This window comes from Streptomyces spiroverticillatus (assembly GCA_014650415.1).
Taxonomy (GTDB): Bacteria; Actinomycetota; Actinomycetes; order Streptomycetales; family Streptomycetaceae; genus Streptomyces; species Streptomyces spiroverticillatus.
Genome location: BMUX01000003.1, coordinates 363,847 through 380,356 on the forward strand (window position 1 = coordinate 363,847; position 16,510 = coordinate 380,356).

General features: G+C 69.8%; 11 protein-coding genes and 2 pseudogenes. 5 read left to right on the forward strand and 8 right to left on the reverse strand.

The window, feature by feature from the left end; translation table 11 throughout:
* Positions 1–33: 33 nt before the first annotated feature.
* Entirely contained in the window at positions 34–1,800 is a 1,767-nt protein-coding gene (aspS, locus tag IE269_RS09805) for an aspartate--tRNA ligase (RefSeq protein WP_189822431.1), read from the reverse strand.
* Positions 1,801–2,077: 277 nt separating this feature from the next.
* Here aspS and IE269_RS09810 point away from each other — a divergent pair, with 277 nt between their 5' ends.
* Positions 2,078–4,177: a SpoIIE family protein phosphatase gene (locus tag IE269_RS09810; protein WP_189822432.1), complete on the forward strand. Its 2,100-nt coding sequence runs from the start codon at positions 2,078–2,080 to the stop codon at positions 4,175–4,177.
* Here IE269_RS09810 and IE269_RS09815 read toward each other — a convergent pair.
* The 7 genes and pseudogenes from IE269_RS09815 to IE269_RS09845 all read right to left on the reverse strand — a co-directional run bounded on the left by IE269_RS09815 (position 4,138) and on the right by IE269_RS09845 (position 11,774).
* Positions 4,138–5,224 (reverse strand): annotated as a pseudogene (locus IE269_RS09815) (AI-2E family transporter). The gene IE269_RS09810 and the pseudogene IE269_RS09815 sit on opposite strands and share 40 nt — an antisense overlap.
* A 210-nt stretch (positions 5,225–5,434) precedes the next feature.
* Positions 5,435–6,248, reverse strand: a pseudogene (locus IE269_RS09820) (pirin family protein).
* A gap of 106 nt (positions 6,249–6,354) precedes the next feature.
* Entirely contained in the window at positions 6,355–8,211 is a 1,857-nt protein-coding gene (locus IE269_RS09825) for a lectin-like domain-containing protein (protein ID WP_189822433.1), read from the reverse strand.
* Positions 8,212–8,503: 292 nt separating this feature from the next.
* Positions 8,504–9,004 carry an SseB family protein gene (locus IE269_RS09830; RefSeq protein WP_189822434.1) on the reverse strand — a complete coding sequence of 167 codons (501 nt, stop codon included), beginning with the start codon at positions 9,002–9,004 and terminating at the stop codon, positions 8,504–8,506.
* A 434-nt stretch (positions 9,005–9,438) separates the two neighbouring features.
* Entirely contained in the window at positions 9,439–10,278 is an 840-nt protein-coding gene (locus tag IE269_RS09835) for a transposase (protein WP_189822435.1), read from the reverse strand.
* 329 nt (positions 10,279–10,607) lie between these two features.
* On the reverse strand, positions 10,608–10,898 hold the full coding sequence (locus IE269_RS09840; protein WP_189822436.1) for a hypothetical protein: 291 nt from the start codon (positions 10,896–10,898) through the stop codon (positions 10,608–10,610).
* 96 nt (positions 10,899–10,994) lie between these two features.
* Positions 10,995–11,774: a GntR family transcriptional regulator gene (locus IE269_RS09845; protein ID WP_189822437.1), complete on the reverse strand. Its 780-nt coding sequence runs from the start codon at positions 11,772–11,774 to the stop codon at positions 10,995–10,997.
* A 30-nt stretch (positions 11,775–11,804) separates the two neighbouring features.
* On the opposite strand from IE269_RS09845, the gene IE269_RS09850 reads away from it, so the two are divergent.
* From IE269_RS09850 to IE269_RS09865, 4 genes are all read left to right on the forward strand, one after another.
* Positions 11,805–12,263 carry an NUDIX hydrolase gene (locus IE269_RS09850; RefSeq protein ID WP_229897520.1) on the forward strand — a complete coding sequence of 153 codons (459 nt, stop codon included), beginning with the start codon at positions 11,805–11,807 and terminating at the stop codon, positions 12,261–12,263.
* A gap of 139 nt (positions 12,264–12,402) precedes the next feature.
* Entirely contained in the window at positions 12,403–14,229 is a 1,827-nt protein-coding gene (locus IE269_RS09855; protein ID WP_189822439.1) for an acyl-CoA dehydrogenase, read from the forward strand.
* Positions 14,230–14,327: 98 nt separating this feature from the next.
* Positions 14,328–15,044: a hypothetical protein gene (locus IE269_RS09860; protein WP_189822440.1), complete on the forward strand. Its 717-nt coding sequence runs from the start codon at positions 14,328–14,330 to the stop codon at positions 15,042–15,044.
* A gap of 124 nt (positions 15,045–15,168) precedes the next feature.
* On the forward strand, positions 15,169–16,473 hold the full coding sequence (locus tag IE269_RS09865) for a M18 family aminopeptidase (protein ID WP_189822441.1): 1,305 nt from the start codon (positions 15,169–15,171) through the stop codon (positions 16,471–16,473).
* The last annotated feature ends 37 nt before the right edge of the window (positions 16,474–16,510 follow it).

Sequence of the window (16,510 nt, forward strand, 5' to 3'; positions counted from 1 at the left end):
CCCTTCCTTACGGCTCTTACGGCGTCGCCGTGACTACTTCTCGACCGGCTTCCGCAGCTGGATGTTCAGCTCGCGCAGGCGGGCCTCCTCCAGGACGGTCGGGGCGCCCATCATGAGGTCCTGGGCGTTGCCGTTCAGCGGGAAGGCGATGGTCTCGCGGATGTTCGGCTCGTCCGCGAGGAGCATCACGATGCGGTCGACGCCCGGGGCGATGCCGCCGTGCGGCGGGGCGCCGAGGCGGAAGGCGCGCAGCATGCCCGCGAACTCCTGCTCCACGGTCTCGCGCTCGTAACCCGCGATCTCGAAGGCCTTGAGCATCAGCTCGGGCTCGTGGTTGCGGATCGCGCCCGAGGACAGCTCGATGCCGTTGCAGACGATGTCGTACTGGAAGGCCAGGATGTCCAGCGGGTCCTTCTCCTCCAGGTCCTTCAGGCCGCCCTGGGGCATCGAGAAGGGGTTGTGCGAGAAGTCGATCTTGCCGGTCTCCTCGTCCTTCTCGTACATCGGGAAGTCGACGATCCAGCAGAACCGGAAGACGCCCTCCTCGAAGTGCCCGGCACGCTTGGCGGCCTCGACGCGCACGGCCGACATGATCTTGGAGACCTCGTCGTACTCGCCCGCACCGAAGAAGATCGCGTGGCCGGGGACCAGCGAGAGGCGGTCGGTGAGCGCCTTGACGTCGTCCTCGGTGAGGAACTTCGCGATCGGCCCTGCCAGCTGGCCGTCCTCGCCGACGCGGACCCAGGCCAGGCCCTTCGCGCCCTGCTCGACCGCGTAGTCGCCCAGGCCGTCGAAGAACTTGCGGGACTGACCGGCGGTGTCCGGCACCGGGAGGGCGCGGACGTGCTTGCCGGCGAAGGCCTTGAAGCCGGACTCGGCGAAGACGTCCGTGACGTCCACGAGCTCCAGCTTGGCGCGCAGGTCCGGCTTGTCGTTGCCGTACTTCAGCATCGACTCGCGGAACGGGATGCGCGGGAACGGGGAGGTGACCTCGCGGCCGCCGCCGAACTCGGTGAAGAGCTCGGTCATCAGCTTCTCGATGGGCTGGAAGACGTCTTCCTGCTCGACGAAGCTCATCTCGACGTCGAGCTGGTAGAACTCGCCCGGCGAACGGTCGGCGCGGGCGTCCTCGTCGCGGAAGCACGGCGCGATCTGGAAGTACCGATCGAAGCCCGAGATCATCAGCAGCTGCTTGAACTGCTGCGGCGCCTGCGGGAGGGCGTAGAACTTGCCCGGGTTCAGGCGGGACGGCACGACGAAGTCACGGGCGCCCTCGGGGGAGGTCGCGGTGAGGATCGGGGTGGCCATCTCGTTGAAGCCCAGCGCGACCATCTTCGAGCGGATGGAGGCAATGACGGACGAGCGCAGCATGATGTTGCGGTGCATGCGCTCGCGGCGCAGGTCGAGGAAGCGGTACGCCAGGCGGCGCTCCTCGTTGACGCCGTCGTCCGTGTTGATCGTGAAGGGCAGCGGGTCGGCGGCGCCCAGCACCTCGACCTCGGTGACCTCGATCTCGACCTCACCGGTCGGCAGCTCGGGGTTGACGTTGTCCGCGCCACGGGCGGAGACCTTGCCGTCGATGCGGACGACGGTCTCCTTGGTCAGCTTCACGAGGGCCTCGTTGGCGGGGGTGCCGGGACGGGCGACGAGCTGGACCAGACCGTAGTGGTCGCGCAGATCGATGAAGAGGATGCCGCCCAGGTCGCGACGGTTGTGCAGCCAGCCGCTCAGCCGGACGTCGGCGCCGACGTCGGAGGCGCGGAGCTCGCCGCACGTGTGGGACCTGTACCGATGCTGCATCGTTCATCCAATTCTTCGCGAGATTCTTCGCGAGACAGGCGGGAATCAACTCGCATCCAGGTTACCGGCCCGGCGCATCCCCTTTTTCGGTCGCGCCCTGCGCCACGTTTCACGTGAAACATCGGCGCCCACCGGAACCGGCCGGGGGTCCGGGGGTTGTCCCCCGGGAAAGCACAGCACGTGAATCAGCAACCCATGTTTCACGTGAAACGTCCCCCTCCGTACCGGGCATCCGCCCCGGGCAGCCGGGTTCCGTACGACCTGGAAGGATGGGCCCATGCGCACCGAGGACGTGCTGGCCGCGATCGACACGGGCCTGTGGCGATGGAACAACGCGTCGGGGACCGTCACCTTCGACGCCGAAGCCGCACGCCTCATGGGCCTGCCCGCCGAAGAGGTGCAGCTCAGCGAGTCCGCCGCCCGCGCCCGCTTCCATCCCGTGGACTGGAACGAGATACAGGGCATCGTCCAGCTCGCCGTCACCGAGGGCACCGTCGCGGAGGCCCGGCTGCGGGTCATGTCCGAGGACGGCCGCCAGGTGCTGCGTACGGTACGCAGCCGCTCCAAGCCCTTCGGCGAAGGCACCGCCTACCAGCTCATCGGCACCATCCAGGAAGTCGCCGAGACCGCCCCCGGCACCGCCGCCCGCACCCCCGTGACCGGCGACTGGCGGCGCTCCCGGGAGGCTTTCCTGCTGGACGCGGGCCGGGCGCTGGCCGAGGCGCGGTCCACGGCCGAGGTGCTGCGGGTGGCCGCCTCGCTGTCCATGCCGGGGTTCTCGCCGGACGGGCTCGCGGTGTTCGGAGTGGCGGGCGACCGGCTGACGACGATCGGGCACCACGGGCACAAGCCCGGCGACGAGGACCCGTTCCGGGACATGCCGCTGGAGACGGACTACCCGGCCGCCGAGGTCGTACGGACCGGGCGGGCCATCTACCTCCCCACCCCCGAGGAGTACCGGACCCGCTTCCCGGCGACCTGGCCGCTCGCGGAGGGCTTCGGGCGGCGGTCCTGGGCCTTCGTGCCGCTGGTGGTGGCGGGCCGGACGATGGGCGCGTGGATGGCCGGGTTCGCCCACCCGGTGGCATTCACGCCCGACGAACGCTCCGTACTGACGACCGTCGCGCGCATGCTGGCGCAGGCGCTGGCCCGGGCCGGGGTGGAGGAGTCGGAGCGGGAGCTGTCCGAGGGCCTCCAGCGCTCGATGATGCCCACCCTCGGCCCGGACATCCCCGGCATGAAGGTGGCGGCGCGGTACGTGCCGACCGGCGGCGGGCTCCAGGTCGGCGGCGACTGGTACGACATGATCCCGCTGCCCAGCGGCCGGTTCGCGCTGGTCATCGGCGACGTACAGGGGCACGACGTGCGGGCGGCCGGGCTGATGGGCCAGCTCCGCATCGCCCTGCGCGCGTACGCCTCCGAGGGCCACCGCCCCGACGCGGTCCTCTCCCGCGCCTCCCGCTTCCTGCACGGCATCACCGACACTTACGCCCCCGACGACCACTCCTCGCCGCGCTTCGCGACCTGCCTCTACCTGGAGGTCGACCCGGCGGACGGCACGGTCGAGCTGGCCAGGGCGGGCCACCCGGAGCCGGCGGTGCGGATGCCGGACGGGACCGTACTCGTACGGACGACGGCGGGCGGGCTGCCACTGGGCATCGACGCCGACACCGACTACCCGACCACCCGGCTCGCCCTGGAACCCGGCGAGACCCTGATGGTGTGCACCGACGGGCTGATCGAGACGGGCGGCCACGACCTCGATTCCGGCTGGTCACGCATCCGTACGATCCTGGAGAGCCACGCAGAGCTGGACTTGGAACGCCTCGCCGACGACCTCGTCCAAGCCGTCCACGGCCCCCCGTCCCACCACACCACAGGCCCTCTCTCCGACCGCCGCGAGGACGACATCGCCGTGCTCCTGCTGAGCCGGGAGGCCACCCGTACGGACAGGACCGCATCCGTACGATCCACCGCGATGACCGTCGCGCAGGCCGAGCCCGAGCGCATCGCGGGCACCCGCCGCCAGCTGCGCGAACTCCTCCACGACTGGGCCGACGCCGACCAGGTGGACTCGGCGGTGCTGATGGTCTCCGAGATGGTGACGAACGTCCTCGTCCACACCGACGGCGACGCCCTGCTGACCGCACGCGCCACCGGCCCGATCGGCTCGCGGACCCTGCACGTCGAGGTGACCGACGTCAGCGACGAACTCCCGCACAAGCGGCGTCCCGGCGAGATGGCGTCCTCGGGGCGCGGGCTGCTGCTGATGGAGATGCTGGCGCACAAGTGGGGCGTGGACCCGCGCGGGCAGGGCAAGTCGATCTGGTTCGAGCTCTACGAGGACGCCCCGCCGGCCTCGTACGAAGACTTCTGAGGGCCGGCCGCGTAGTTCTTCCGGATCTCCGAGAAGACGCCGAACGCGGCGGCCGTCAGCGGCACCGCGAGCAGCATCCCGATGATCCCGGCGACGGACGCCCCGGCGGTGATGGCCAGCATGACCACTGCCGGATGCATCTGCACGGTCCGGCTCTGGATCATCGGTTGCAGAATGTGCCCCTCCAGCACCTGCACGGCCAGCACCACCCCGAGCGCCCACAGCGCGATGACGACCCCCCCGGTCGGCGAGCGCGACGAGGATGGCGACGGCACCGGAGATGAAGGCGCCGAGATACGGGATGTACGCACCGACGAAGACCAGCGCGCCCAGCCCGACCGCGCCAGGGACACGCAGGATCAGCAGCCCGACGGTGATGCAGATGGCGTCGATGAGCGCGATGAACGTCGTCCCGCGCATGAACCCCTCGACCGCCTCGAAGGCCCGACGCGCCATGGCTTCGGCGGTGTCACCGGACTTCTGCGGCACGAACCCGCGCAGCGAGGCCACCGCCCGGTCCGAATCCCGCAGGAAGAAAAAAATCAGCAGCATCGCCAGCACGGCCGTCGCGACGATCTCCCCGACGATCCCGAGCCCGGCCAGCACCCCGGAAGCCGCGGTCCCGCCGAACTTGCCCAACAACTCCTGGGCCTTGTCCCCGAGATCCCCGAGGCTGGTGCCCTGCCCCCCGAACTTCTCCACCAGATCGGTGGCAGCACGCTGCACGGACGACACGATCTGCTCGCCGCTGTCGATCAGCGCATTCACCACGATCCAGGACGCCCCGCCCACGACCGCGACGACCGCCGCACAGGTCAGCCCGGCGGTGAGCGACTTGTTGACCTTCATCTTGATCAGCCGCCGGTACAGCGGCCCGAGCAGCGCCGTCCCGAGCAGCGCGAGCAGCACGGGCGTCACCGCGGTCTTGAAGGTGACGCACAACCAGATCCCCACCGCCACGACCCCGGTGACGAGCAGCACGACAGCACACCAGGCGGCGATACGCCGAGCGGGATCGGGCAGAAGCGGCTTGCGGGTCGACTGCATGCAGCCACCTGAGCACGGGCCGGAAACTCCCGCCCTCCCACGAGGTCCGTCAGAGGGACGCCCCTTCCAGGGGCGCGGGGAACTGCGCGAGCAACCAAACAACAAGCCGCGCGGCGAGCGCTTTAGGTGAAGGGGCGGGACCGGGGCGAATCCCGGGGGTCCGGGGGCAGCGCCCCCGGCCTGAACCGCACCCCCCCCCACCACCAGGACCTACTTCATCCCGTGAACCGCCGGAACCTTCCCCAGCCGCCCCGCCTGAAAGTCCTCAAACGCCTGCTTCAGCTCCGCCTGACTGTTCATCACAAACGGCCCGTAGTGCGCCATCGGCTCCCGAATCGGCCGCCCGCCCAGCAGCACGACCTCCAGGTCCGGCGTGTGCGAGTCCTGCGACTCGTCCGCCCGCACCGTCAGCGAGCCCCCGTCACCGAAAACGGCGGTCTGCCCGACCCGAATCGGCCGCCGCTCCGCACCGACGGAGCCCCGCCCCGCCAGCACGTACGCCAGCCCGTTGAAGTCGGACCGCCACGGCAGCGTGACCTCGGCCCCGGGCCGGATCGTCGCGTGGATCATCGTGATCGGCGTGTGCGTGATGCCCGGCCCCTCGTGCCCGTCCAGCTCACCGGCGATGACCCGCAGCAGCGCCCCGCCGTCCGGCGACGTCAGCAGCTGCACCTGCCCACCGCGGATGTCCTGGTACCGGGGGTCCATCATCTTGTCCGCCGCCGGAAGGTTCACCCACAGCTGCAGCCCGTGGAAAAGCCCACCGGACTGCACCAGCGACTCCGGCGGAGCCTCGATGTGCAGCAGCCCCGACCCGGCCGTCATCCACTGGGTGTCACCGTTCTGGATGGTCCCGCCGCCACCGTTGCTGTCCTGGTGGATGAAGGTGCCGTCGATCAGGTACGTCACCCCCTTCGAAGCCGCTCGGCGCCGTCGTGACGGCTAGCACGGGACGGGCCACGGCGTCGGCCGGGGCGGTCACCCTCGGCAGGGTCAGCGGGTTTTCGACAGTCACTGCGGGCATTGCGAGCCACCTCCAGGGGGGATGTTCAGGATTCAATTTAGTTGAATCCTGAACATCCTGCAAGCGGGCGCCGGCCCCACGGGGATCCACCGGCACCCGCGGCGGCTCAGCCGACCCGCACCGTGTCCCCGGCCGAGCAGCCCCGCGCGCACGTCAGGTCGTCGACGCCCTTGGCCGGCTCGACCGCCACCGTGCCCTGCACGAGCCTCGGCGGCACGTTGCCCGACAGCGTGTAGACGACCTTGCCGCCCGCCGCGATGTTCACCTTCTGCACCACGTCGCCCTGCCCGGAGACCTGCTCACAGGTGCTGCCGGTACCGAACGCCTCGCACCGCCAGCGGAACTTCTCGAAGCGGTCCGGCAGCTTGTACTCCACCGAGGTGCCCTGCGCGTCCGAGGGACCCGCGTTGGAGACGGTCACCGTCTGGGTCAGCGGGCGGCCCGGCTCGTACTCGGCGGGGCTGTGCGTGATCGTCACGGACGTCGCCGTCTCGGCGCGGCCCTCCACCGTCGCGTCCGCCGAGCAGACCTGCTCGCACCGCTCGTCGACCGCGCCGGCGGGCGGCGCGATCGTCGCGTCGGCGGTGATGTCGTCCGTGCTGTTCGACGGCGTCCTGCCGGTCACGGTGAACTTCCGCGCGTCCTGCGCGGGAACGTCCGCCGGGAAGCGCAGCACGCCGTCCCGGCCGACCGTGCCGCACGGCGTGCCCTGCTCGCTGACGCACTTGGCGCCCGCCATCTTCTGCGGGAGGCGCACCGCGACCGGCACGCCCTTCGCGTCGGAGGGGCCGCCGTTCTCCACGGTGACGTCGAAGGACACCGGCAGGCCCGCCGTGTACGGGTCGGGGCGGCCGCTGACCGTCACCCGCAGCGATGTCTGCGGGCGCACCACGGCCTTGCCGCGCAGTGCGTTGTCCGCCGGGTTGATCTCGTTCGGCGTCGCGACCTCGCCCGCCACCGGTACGTCACCGGCCGCGCCCGGGTCCGCCTTCACCGGGATGTCGATCACCGGGAAGCTCTCGCCGGGCGGCAGCGCGTCGTCGCCGAAGCCCGGACGTACGCACTCCACTTCCTGTCCGTGCAGCTCGCAGTCCCAGCCGTCGCCGCTCGCCGACAGCGGTACGAGGCCGTCACCGATCGTCTGCTTCACCGTGACCGGCCGCTTGCTGGGCCCGGCGGGCTGCGCGTTGTCGACCCGCAGGTGGATCTCGCCCTCGCCGCCCGCGGCGATCGCGGCGTCGTCGGTGCGGTGCAGGGAGAGGTCGGGGCCGAGCGTGCCGACCTTGACCCGGCCGATCTCGTGGATCGCGGCGTTGCTGCCGGTGCCCGCCGCGAAGCCGATCTTCATGGTGTGCGGCATGGCGGGCTGGCCTGGCACGGAGTCGATGTCGACCTTGTCGACGACCTTCTGGAAGCCCTGCCCGTCGTTGAAGTCGACCCGCACCGTGAACAGCCCGGCCGGCGACAGCTCCGCCCTGACCTTGCGCAGCGCGGCCCCGCGGCTCTTCGCCGCGTCGGCGGCCAGCGGCTTGGCCAGCTTCTTCGTGGAGATCCACGGGTTCCCGGCGCTCGTCGCGCCGCGCACCGTCACGGAGTTGGGGGTACGTCCGGGGCCGCCCCGGTGCCCGAACTCGGGACTCGCCATGTTGCCCCACTGGTCGAGCGTGACACCGAGGTAGCCGCCGGGCAGGTCGATGTAGCCGTTGCCGGCGCCCGGCTTTCCGGGCGCCTTCGGGGAGGCCTTGCCGTCGATCAGGAAGACGCTGATGCCGTCGGCGCCGCCGCCCTGGGCGCCGTTGTACTGGTACGAGTCGAACTCGACGGTGACGCCCTGGCCGGAGCCGAACGCGTCGTCCAGCATGGCGAACCCGCGCTGGCCCCGGGTGTTGTCCGTCAGCCGGAGCACACCGCGCCCCGGGGCGTCGATCGCCCGGCCGCCCTTGCAGGCCTGGAGCGGGCCCACCTCTCCCGAGGCGGCGGTGAGACAGGCCCAGCCGTCCGGGTCCGGGTCGACCTTCGCCGAACCGGCGGTGAGCGCGCCGAGCGCGCGATCTGGAGCCCGGTATGGGCGGTCCTTCCGAGAGGGGGGTGGGGAGAGGTTTCCGCAGCCAAAAGGCCACAGAAAGCGGTCCCACCCCGCTCACGGCACGAACAGATTGGTTCAGCCGGGCGGATCAGCCATGCGTACGGCTCAGCTCAGCCGTACATCCGGCGCAATGCCCGAGCCGTACATCCGGCGCGATCTCGTCCTGGCCTCAGCCGTACATCCGGCGCATCGCGAAGTCGACCATCTGCTCCACGGCCTTCGCGTCGAACACCATCCGGTGCTCGCCCTCCATGTCGAGCACGAAGCCGTACCCCGTCGGCAGCAGGTCGATCACCTCCGCCCCCGTGATCACGAAGTACTTGGACTCCTTGCCCGCGTACCTGCGCAGCTCCTTGAGCGTGGTGAACATGGGGATCACCGGGTGCTGCGTGTTGTGCAGCGCCAGGAACCCGGGCCCGTCACCGCGCGGGCAGTACACCTTCGACGACGCGAAGATCTGCTGGAAGTCCTCGGCGGACAGCGTGCCGGTCGTGAACGCCCGCACCCCGTCGGCCAGCGACGGCGGCGACGGCTCGGGGTACAGCGGCTGCTCCCCGTATCCCCCCTGCTGCTGTTGCGGCGGCGGCTGCGGCGGCGCGTACCCCTGCTGGGCACCCCCCGGCGGGGCGTAGCCCTGCTGCGCGCCCGGATTCTGCTCGTAGCCATACATGCGGGAAAGAGTAGTAGGCGAACCTTCCCGGCCTCAGCGGGCCAGGATTTCTGTCCGTCGCACACTGGGCAGCCGGTACGGGGCGACGCCCCTGCGGCACTGTGCAAAGTGTCGCCACCGCTGCTCCGGTGCGCGCCCGCCGGCGGCGGGGACAGCAACATCCACTCAGGCGTTCACGCCGTCGTGAAAGGCCCGGTTCCGGGCGCTACCGCGTGCTCCCCGCCCTCGCACCCCGCCGGCCCGCCCTTCGGCGGCCTGGCGAGACCCGTGGCGTTCCCTCTGGTCCGGGGACCATCCGGGTACGGCTCGCAGATACTTCACCCGCATCTCCGTGGCGGGTGGCACGGAGACGTACGCCCCGTCGTTGACGGCAAGGGTGTGGATGTTCACCCCGCCCACCGCGTCCCGGTGAAGCACCAGGGCACAGTTCGGGTTCACGCAGGCGTAGTCCGGCCTCGCACCTTCCGCCGGGTGAGACAGAAGGGGCAGGACTGCGAGGAGTACGCCTCACTGATGTGCTTGATCCGCAGGCCGGTCTTGTACGCCAGCTGGCGTTCCTGCACCCCTCGCTCCCACTGGGAGAGCTGCTGCCGCGTGGAAGGTGAAGCCCTGCGCTTCTTCGCGGTGTCGCGCTCGATCCCGCGTACGTCCCCAACAACCAGGTGCGCCACCACACGGGTGCCTTCAGGCGCTGCTTGCCGGTGGGCCTCCACCTGCTCGCGGACGAACCGGTTGGCCCTGGCCGTCACCTGGTGGTTGAAATTCTTCAACTGCCGCCTGGTTCTTGCCGTCAGCTTCTTCCTGGCCCGGGTAAGCCTGCGATGCCGCCGCGATCCGGTGCGGCACCGGGAGAGCTTCGACTGGAGGTGGGCATACCGCTTGTTCCTTTCCCGCTTGATGGAACGGGCACTGCGACCGTTGATCACCGCGATCTCGTACGCACCGTCCGGGGCGCGGGAAGCCAGCGTCATCGAGTTGATGACACCTTCGTCCACCGCAACCGTCACCACTCGCATACCCGCCGCCTGGTCGTGCCGCGAAAGAGCCTGGACCAGCCGGTCGTCCGGGACCCGGTGAGTAATGTGCAGAGACCACCGTCGCTCTGCCGAGTCCCAGCAGAGTTTCATCTCGCCCCAACGGTCGGGTTCGACCGACTGTCCGGCCCGGTCGGTGAACTCGGGCACCGGGATGACGATCCGCTCCCGGCCTCTCCCCAGCGACAGAGCCAGATCTCCGCCTGGAGTGATCCGCCAGCCGGATCGGGCACTGAGCATGAGCGGGCGGTAAGCCTTTTCCCGCCAAGGGAAACGGGTGCCCGACATGCCGTTGGCCCTTCCGGCTCGTGCGGTGGCAATCGCCTCTGCAAGGTCATACGCAACGGCTGCCGCAGTGTGCGCATGCAGAGGCCTGGACTCCGGGGGCAGAGAAATCACGTACCGCCGAATATCTTCCGGCCCTGGAGAACACCCGGAACTCCACTCGGCCCGCACCCAGCTCACGGCCCTGTTCCACAGCAGCGCCGAGGCGTGACAGGCAGTGTGCGCCCGGACGTGCTCGGACCGGTTCAGCCATACGGGCACCACCGCCGTGAGGACACGCGTGGTCACTGGCCCTGCATCCTGAGACGTCCGCCACGACTTTCAGCGACCCTGAGCGCATCGGCGAGGCACTCCGAAAGCCGGACGCCGGTACGCCGCAATTCCGTCTCCGAGGCGGACGGGTCCGCCAACAGCGGCTGCGCAAGGACCAGCGTTTCGGCTCCCATGCCAAGCTGCACGCGCTCCATACGATCAGCGATCCATGACACGTACCCCGACCCGTCCTCCTCGTCCGCACTTCGCACCACGAAGCCTTCCGCCAGCCCTTCCCCGGAAGGAAAGGCATCCACGCTCATCCACTCATGTGCATGAGTGAGCCCAGCATCCCTTTTGACAGTTCGAGCGTCAACGGGTTCTGAAATGGAGCGAGTTGGGAACTTTCGTTCGAGCAATCAGTCGGTTGCCGGGATGCGGTACTCCAGCACGAACCGGTCCGCGTTCATGACGGTTTCGCACACCTCGACCACCCTCCCGTCCCGGGATACGGCCTGTCTTGTGAGCTCGATCAACGGGGCCCCGGCACTCAGCCCGAGCGAAGCGCATTCACGACGGTCCGCAGTACGCACACGTACCGTCTCCAGGAACTCTTCCAACTTGTGTCCGTTCTCCTCCAGCCGGGCATAGATGCCACCGGGGCCCGGATTTTCCTGGAGCAACGCCGGAACGGCTTCCGCCAGCTCCCAAGGCAGGTAGGACGTCGCCTCCTCGGCCGGTACGCCGTCGTTGAAGTACAGCCTCTTCCGGGCGAGCACCTGTGCCCCCGCCGTCACGCCGAGCTGTGCCGCGACCTCCGCGGAGGCAGCCAGGGGTCCGACGTACAGCACGCTCACCCTGACGGCCACACTCGACCTGTCCGCCTCGACCAGGTAGGCAGCTCGCCCGGCCTGCCGGTGTGCACGACGGAACCTGTCGGAGGACTTGCGGCACACGGGCGGGCGAGCACGCACGTACGAGCCCTTGCCCTGATGGGTTTCCACCAGGCCACCGGCGCGGATCTCGGCCATGGCCTTGCGGATCGTGCCCACCGAGACTCCGTACCGGATCATCAGCTCACTTTCGCTGGGGACCTGCTGACCGGGCTCCAGAACACCGGCCCGGATCTGGCGTGCGACATCATCGGCAACCTGGAGGTACTTGGGCACCGGCCCTCTCTGCTCGGTCTCGTCCCGCATAGCTCCCCGCTTCCTCCTATGCTCCGCCGCATGGGTAACAACGTGGCCGACAGGCAGTCAACACCACTGCACTCAGTCTCTGTCGCGGGAGCCGTGATCCGTGACGACGGCCGCGCTCTCGCCATCCAGCGCGCCGACAACGGCGCATGGGAACCGCCGGGAGGAGTCCTCGAACTCCATGAATCGCCAGAGGAGGGGGTCCGGCGGGAAGTCCGCGAGGAGACGGGGCTGGACGTCACTGTCGGGCCGCTGTCCGGCGTGTACAAGAACGTCGGCCGAGGCATCGTCTCCCTCGTCTTCCGTTGCCGTGCAGGCCAGGGCGACCCGCACCCGACCGATGAAGCAAGGACTGTCGCGTGGCTCACGAGGAAGGAGGTCGCCGAGCTCATGACCGAGGCGTACGCGGTGCGCGTTCTGGACGCCTACGGTCCGGGCCCGACACCGGTCCGCACCCACGACGGGACGCGGATCACCCCCGCCCGGCCTTGACCGGCCAAGGTGACCAGAGCCTCACCCGGGATGGCCCCACAGGGGTTGCGGCTTATTACCGACGGGTAGCATCATCGTAGCTACTTGCTGGTAGTTGTTACGAGGATCCTGCCTCCCCGATTTATACGGAGCCGTCGCCATGGGGCACTACAAGTCGAATCTCCGGGACATCGAGTTCAACCTCTTCGAGGTGCTCGGCCGCGACAAGGTGTACGGCAGCGGCCCGTTCGCGGAGATGGACGTCGAGACCGCCAAGAGCATCCTCGACGAGCTGCGCAGGCTCGCCGAGAACGAGCTGGCCGCCTCCTTCGAGGACGCCGACCGCACCCCGCCGGTCTTCGACCCGGCCACCAACACCGCGCCCGTCCCGGCGTCCTTCAAGAAGAGCTACCAGGCCTTCATGGACTCCGAGTACTGGCGCCTCGGCCTGCCCGAGGAGATCGGCGGCACGACCTCCCCGCGCTCCCTGATCTGGGCGTACGCGGAGCTGCTGCTCGGCGCCAACCCGGCGATCTGGATGTACTCCTCGGGCCCGGCCTTCGCCGGCATCCTCTTCGAGGAGGGCAACGAGGCGCAGAAGAAGGTCGCGCAGATCGCCGTCGACAAGCAGTGGGGCTCCACCATGGTCCTCACCGAGCCGGACGCCGGCTCGGACGTGGGCGCCGGCCGCACCAAGGCGATCCAGCAGGAGGACGGCTCCTGGCACATCGAGGGCGTGAAGCGCTTCATCACGTCCGGCGAGCACGACATGTCGGAGAACATCCTTCACTACGTGCTGGCGCGCCCCGAGGGTGCGGGCCCCGGCACGAAGGGGCTGTCGCTCTTCCTCGTACCGAAGTACAACTTCGACTGGGAGACCGGCGAGCTGGGCGAGCGCAACGGCGTCTACGCCACGAACGTCGAGCACAAGATGGGCCTCAAGGCGTCCAACACGTGCGAGATGACCTTCGGCGACCAGCACCCCGCCAAGGGCTGGCTGATCGGCGACAAGCACGACGGCATCCGCCAGATGTTCATGATCATCGAGTTCGCCCGCATGATGGTCGGCACGAAGGCCATCGCGACGCTCTCGACGGGTTACCTGAACGCCCTGGAGTACGCCAAGGAGCGTGTGCAGGGTCCGGACCTGGCCCAGTTCATGGACAAGACGGCCCCCAAGGTCACCATCACGCACCACCCCGACGTGCGCCGCTCGCTCATGACGCAGAAGGCGTACGCGGAGGGCATGCGCGCCCTCGTGCTGCACACCGCCTGCGTGCAGGACGCCATCGCGGTCAAGGAGGCGGCGGGCGAGGACGCCAAGGCCGAGATCGCGCTCAACGACCTGCTGCTGCCGATCGTGAAGGGCTACGGCTCGGAGAAGTCCTACGAGCAGCTCGCCCAGTCGCTCCAGACCTTCGGCGGCTCCGGGTACCTCCAGGAGTACCCGATCGAGCAGTACATCCGCGACGCCAAGATCGACACCCTGTACGAGGGCACCACGGCCATCCAGGGCCAGGACTTCTTCTTCCGGAAGATCGTCCGCAACCAGGGCGCGGCACTGAACCAGCTCGCCGAGGAGATCAAGAAGTTCCTCGCGGTGGGCACCGGCGGCGACGAGCTGGCGGGCGCCCGCGAGCAGCTCGCCAAGGCGGCCGTGGACCTGGAGGCCATCGTCGGCGCCATGCTGACGGACCTCGCGGGCACCGAGCAGGACGTGAAGTCCATCTACAAGGTGGGTCTCAACACGACCCGTCTGCTGATGGCGTCCGGTGACGTGGTCGTCGGTTACCTGCTGCTCCGCGGTGCGGCCGTGGCGCAGGAGAAGCTGGCGACGGCCTCTGCCAAGGACCAGGCGTTCTACACCGGCAAGATCGCCGCCGCGAAGTTCTTCGCCGCGAACGTGCTGCCGGGTGTCGGCGTGGAGCGAGCGAAGGCCGAGTCGGTCGACAACGAGCTGATGGAGCTGGACGAGGCGGCTTTCTAGTCCCTGCTTCCTGATGTCCTGAGCGGGCCGGAGGAGTCTCACGTTTCACGTGAAACATCTCCGGCCCGTTGTCGGTGGTGCGTGCGACGCTTGGTGACATGGCTGGACAGGAACAGCAGGGCAAGGGGTACTCGGTACCGGCGGGGCTCCCGTATGCGCTCAAGGAGCTGCGCAGCAGGCTGGGCTCCGCGAGCGACCTGGTGAAGGACCTGTACGACGGCGCGCACCCCGCCGAGTACGAGCCCGTCGCGGACACGCTCTACAGCGCGTACCGCACCGCCTCCGAGCTCGCGCCCGCGCGCAACGTCACCGGGTGCAAGGAGCACCCCGACGGCGCGGTCGACCCGACGGTGCCGGACGGCTGGGGCCGCTGCCTGATCTGCAACCACCGGCGCAGGCTCGCGGAGCGGGGGGCGCCGACGCCGGCCGAGGACGTGCCCCGGCTGCGGGAGCGGGACGGACGGCAGGCGACGCTCGGGATGCTGAACGAGCAGTTCGCGCTGGTCAACGAGCGGTCCTTCGAGCTGGGGACGGGGTCACGGCCCGAGGAGTTCGCGGTCCTGGCCGAGTCCCTGCACCGCGCCTTCGTGCTGGCCCGTGAGCTGTCCCGGCCCCGGAACACCTCGGGCTGCTCGCTCCACCCGGGGGCTCCGGTGGACCCGGACGCCCCTCCGGGCGAGGAGTGCATGTTCTGCGCGGGCCGCCGCAGGCAGGCCTCCCGTGCCCCGGGCACCCCGCAGATGCTGCCTCGGGTGCCGAGGGGCGAGCGCAGGATGCCGCTGCGCCGCCGCTTCGAAAGGCCGCCGGGGCTGTAGGGGCTCCGGCGCTGCGGACCGGGCGGACCGCGCTGACCGGGCGGACCGGGCTGACCGGACGGACCGGGCTGACCGGGCGGGCGGTGGCACGCCGGGAAGAAGGCCCCCTGGTTACGCTGAGCGTATGAGCACCGCAGCCCGCACCACCCCCCGCTTCGACCGGGGCCACACCGACGACCTGAAGTCCTTCCTGGCGGCAGGTCCGTCCCCGTACCACGCCGTGGCCGCCGCCGCCGAGCGGCTGGAGAAGGCGGGCTTCCGACAGGTCGCCGAGACCGACGCCTGGGACGGCACGACCGGCGGCAGGTACGTCCTGCGCGGCGGCGCGATCATCGCCTGGTTCGTCCCGGAGGGCACCTCGCCCCACACCCCCTTCCGGATCGTCGGCGCGCACACCGACTCCCCGAACCTGCGCGTGAAGCCCCTGCCGGACACCGGCAACGAGGGCTGGCGGCAGGTCGCCGTCGAGATCTACGGCGGCACCCTGCTCAACACCTGGCTGGACCGGGACCTGGGTCTCGCCGGCCGCCTCACCCTGCGCGACGGCTCGCACCGCCTCGTCAACATCGACCGCCCGCTGCTGCGCGTCCCGCAGCTCGCCATCCACCTCGACCGCCAGGTCAACGAGGGCATGAAGCTGGACAAGCAGCGCCACATGCAGCCCATCTGGGGCCAGGGCGAGGTGCACGAGGGCGACCTCATCGCGTACGTCGCCGAGGAGGCCGGCCTCGACCCCGAGGACATCGTGGGCTGGGACCTGATGCCGCACGCCGTGGAGGCCCCCGCCTACCTGGGCCGCGACGAGGAACTGCTCGCCGGGCCCCGCATGGACAACCTGATCTCGGTGCACGCGGGCGTCGCAGCCCTGGCCGCCGTGGCCACGGGTGACGAGAAGCTGTCGTACATCCCCGTACTGGCCGCCTTCGACCACGAGGAGAACGGCTCGCAGTCGGACACCGGCGCGGACGGTCCGCTGCTCGGCAACGTGCTGGAGCGCTCGGTGTTCGCGCGCGGCGGTTCCCCCGAGGACAAGGCGCGCGCGCTCGCCGGGTCCGTGTGCCTGTCCTCCGACACCGGTCACGCCGTGCACCCCAACTACGCGGAGCGGCACGACCCGACGCACCACCCGCGTGCCAACGGCGGCCCCATCCTCAAGGTGAACGTGAACCAGCGGTACGCCACCGACGGTGCGGGTCGGGCGGTGTTCGCGGCGGCCTGCGAGAAGGCCGGGGTGCCGTGGCAGACCTTCGTGTCGAACAACTCGATGCCGTGCGGCACCACCATCGGCCCGATCACCGCCGCCCGGCACGGCATCCAGACCGTCGACATCGGCGTCGCGATCCTCTCCATGCACAGTGCACGTGAGCTGTGCGGGGCCGAGGACCCGTACCTGCTCGCCAACGCGCTGGTCGCGTTCCTGGAGGGCTGACCGGGCCCGTCGGCCAAGCTGAAGGTCGAACTCCGCC

Bases quoted from the DNA above. Each gene is read 5' to 3' on its own strand.
- IE269_RS09855 (WP_189822439.1), top strand. From the start codon at position 12,403: ATGGGGCACTACAAGTCGAATCTCCGGGACATCGAGTTCAACCTCTTC.
- aspS (WP_189822431.1), bottom strand. From the start codon at position 1,800: ATGCAGCATCGGTACAGGTCCCACACGTGCGGCGAGCTCCGCGCCTCC.
- IE269_RS09830 (WP_189822434.1), bottom strand. From the start codon at position 9,004: ATGTATGGCTACGAGCAGAATCCGGGCGCGCAGCAGGGCTACGCCCCG.
- IE269_RS09865 (WP_189822441.1), top strand. From the start codon at position 15,169: ATGAGCACCGCAGCCCGCACCACCCCCCGCTTCGACCGGGGCCACACC.
- IE269_RS09850 (WP_229897520.1), top strand. From the start codon at position 11,805: ATGGGTAACAACGTGGCCGACAGGCAGTCAACACCACTGCACTCAGTC.
- IE269_RS09810 (WP_189822432.1), top strand. From the start codon at position 2,078: ATGCGCACCGAGGACGTGCTGGCCGCGATCGACACGGGCCTGTGGCGA.
- IE269_RS09835 (WP_189822435.1), bottom strand. From the start codon at position 10,278: ATGCTCAGTGCCCGATCCGGCTGGCGGATCACTCCAGGCGGAGATCTG.
- IE269_RS09845 (WP_189822437.1), bottom strand. From the start codon at position 11,774: ATGCGGGACGAGACCGAGCAGAGAGGGCCGGTGCCCAAGTACCTCCAG.
- IE269_RS09860 (WP_189822440.1), top strand. From the start codon at position 14,328: ATGGCTGGACAGGAACAGCAGGGCAAGGGGTACTCGGTACCGGCGGGG.
- IE269_RS09840 (WP_189822436.1), bottom strand. From the start codon at position 10,898: ATGAGCGTGGATGCCTTTCCTTCCGGGGAAGGGCTGGCGGAAGGCTTC.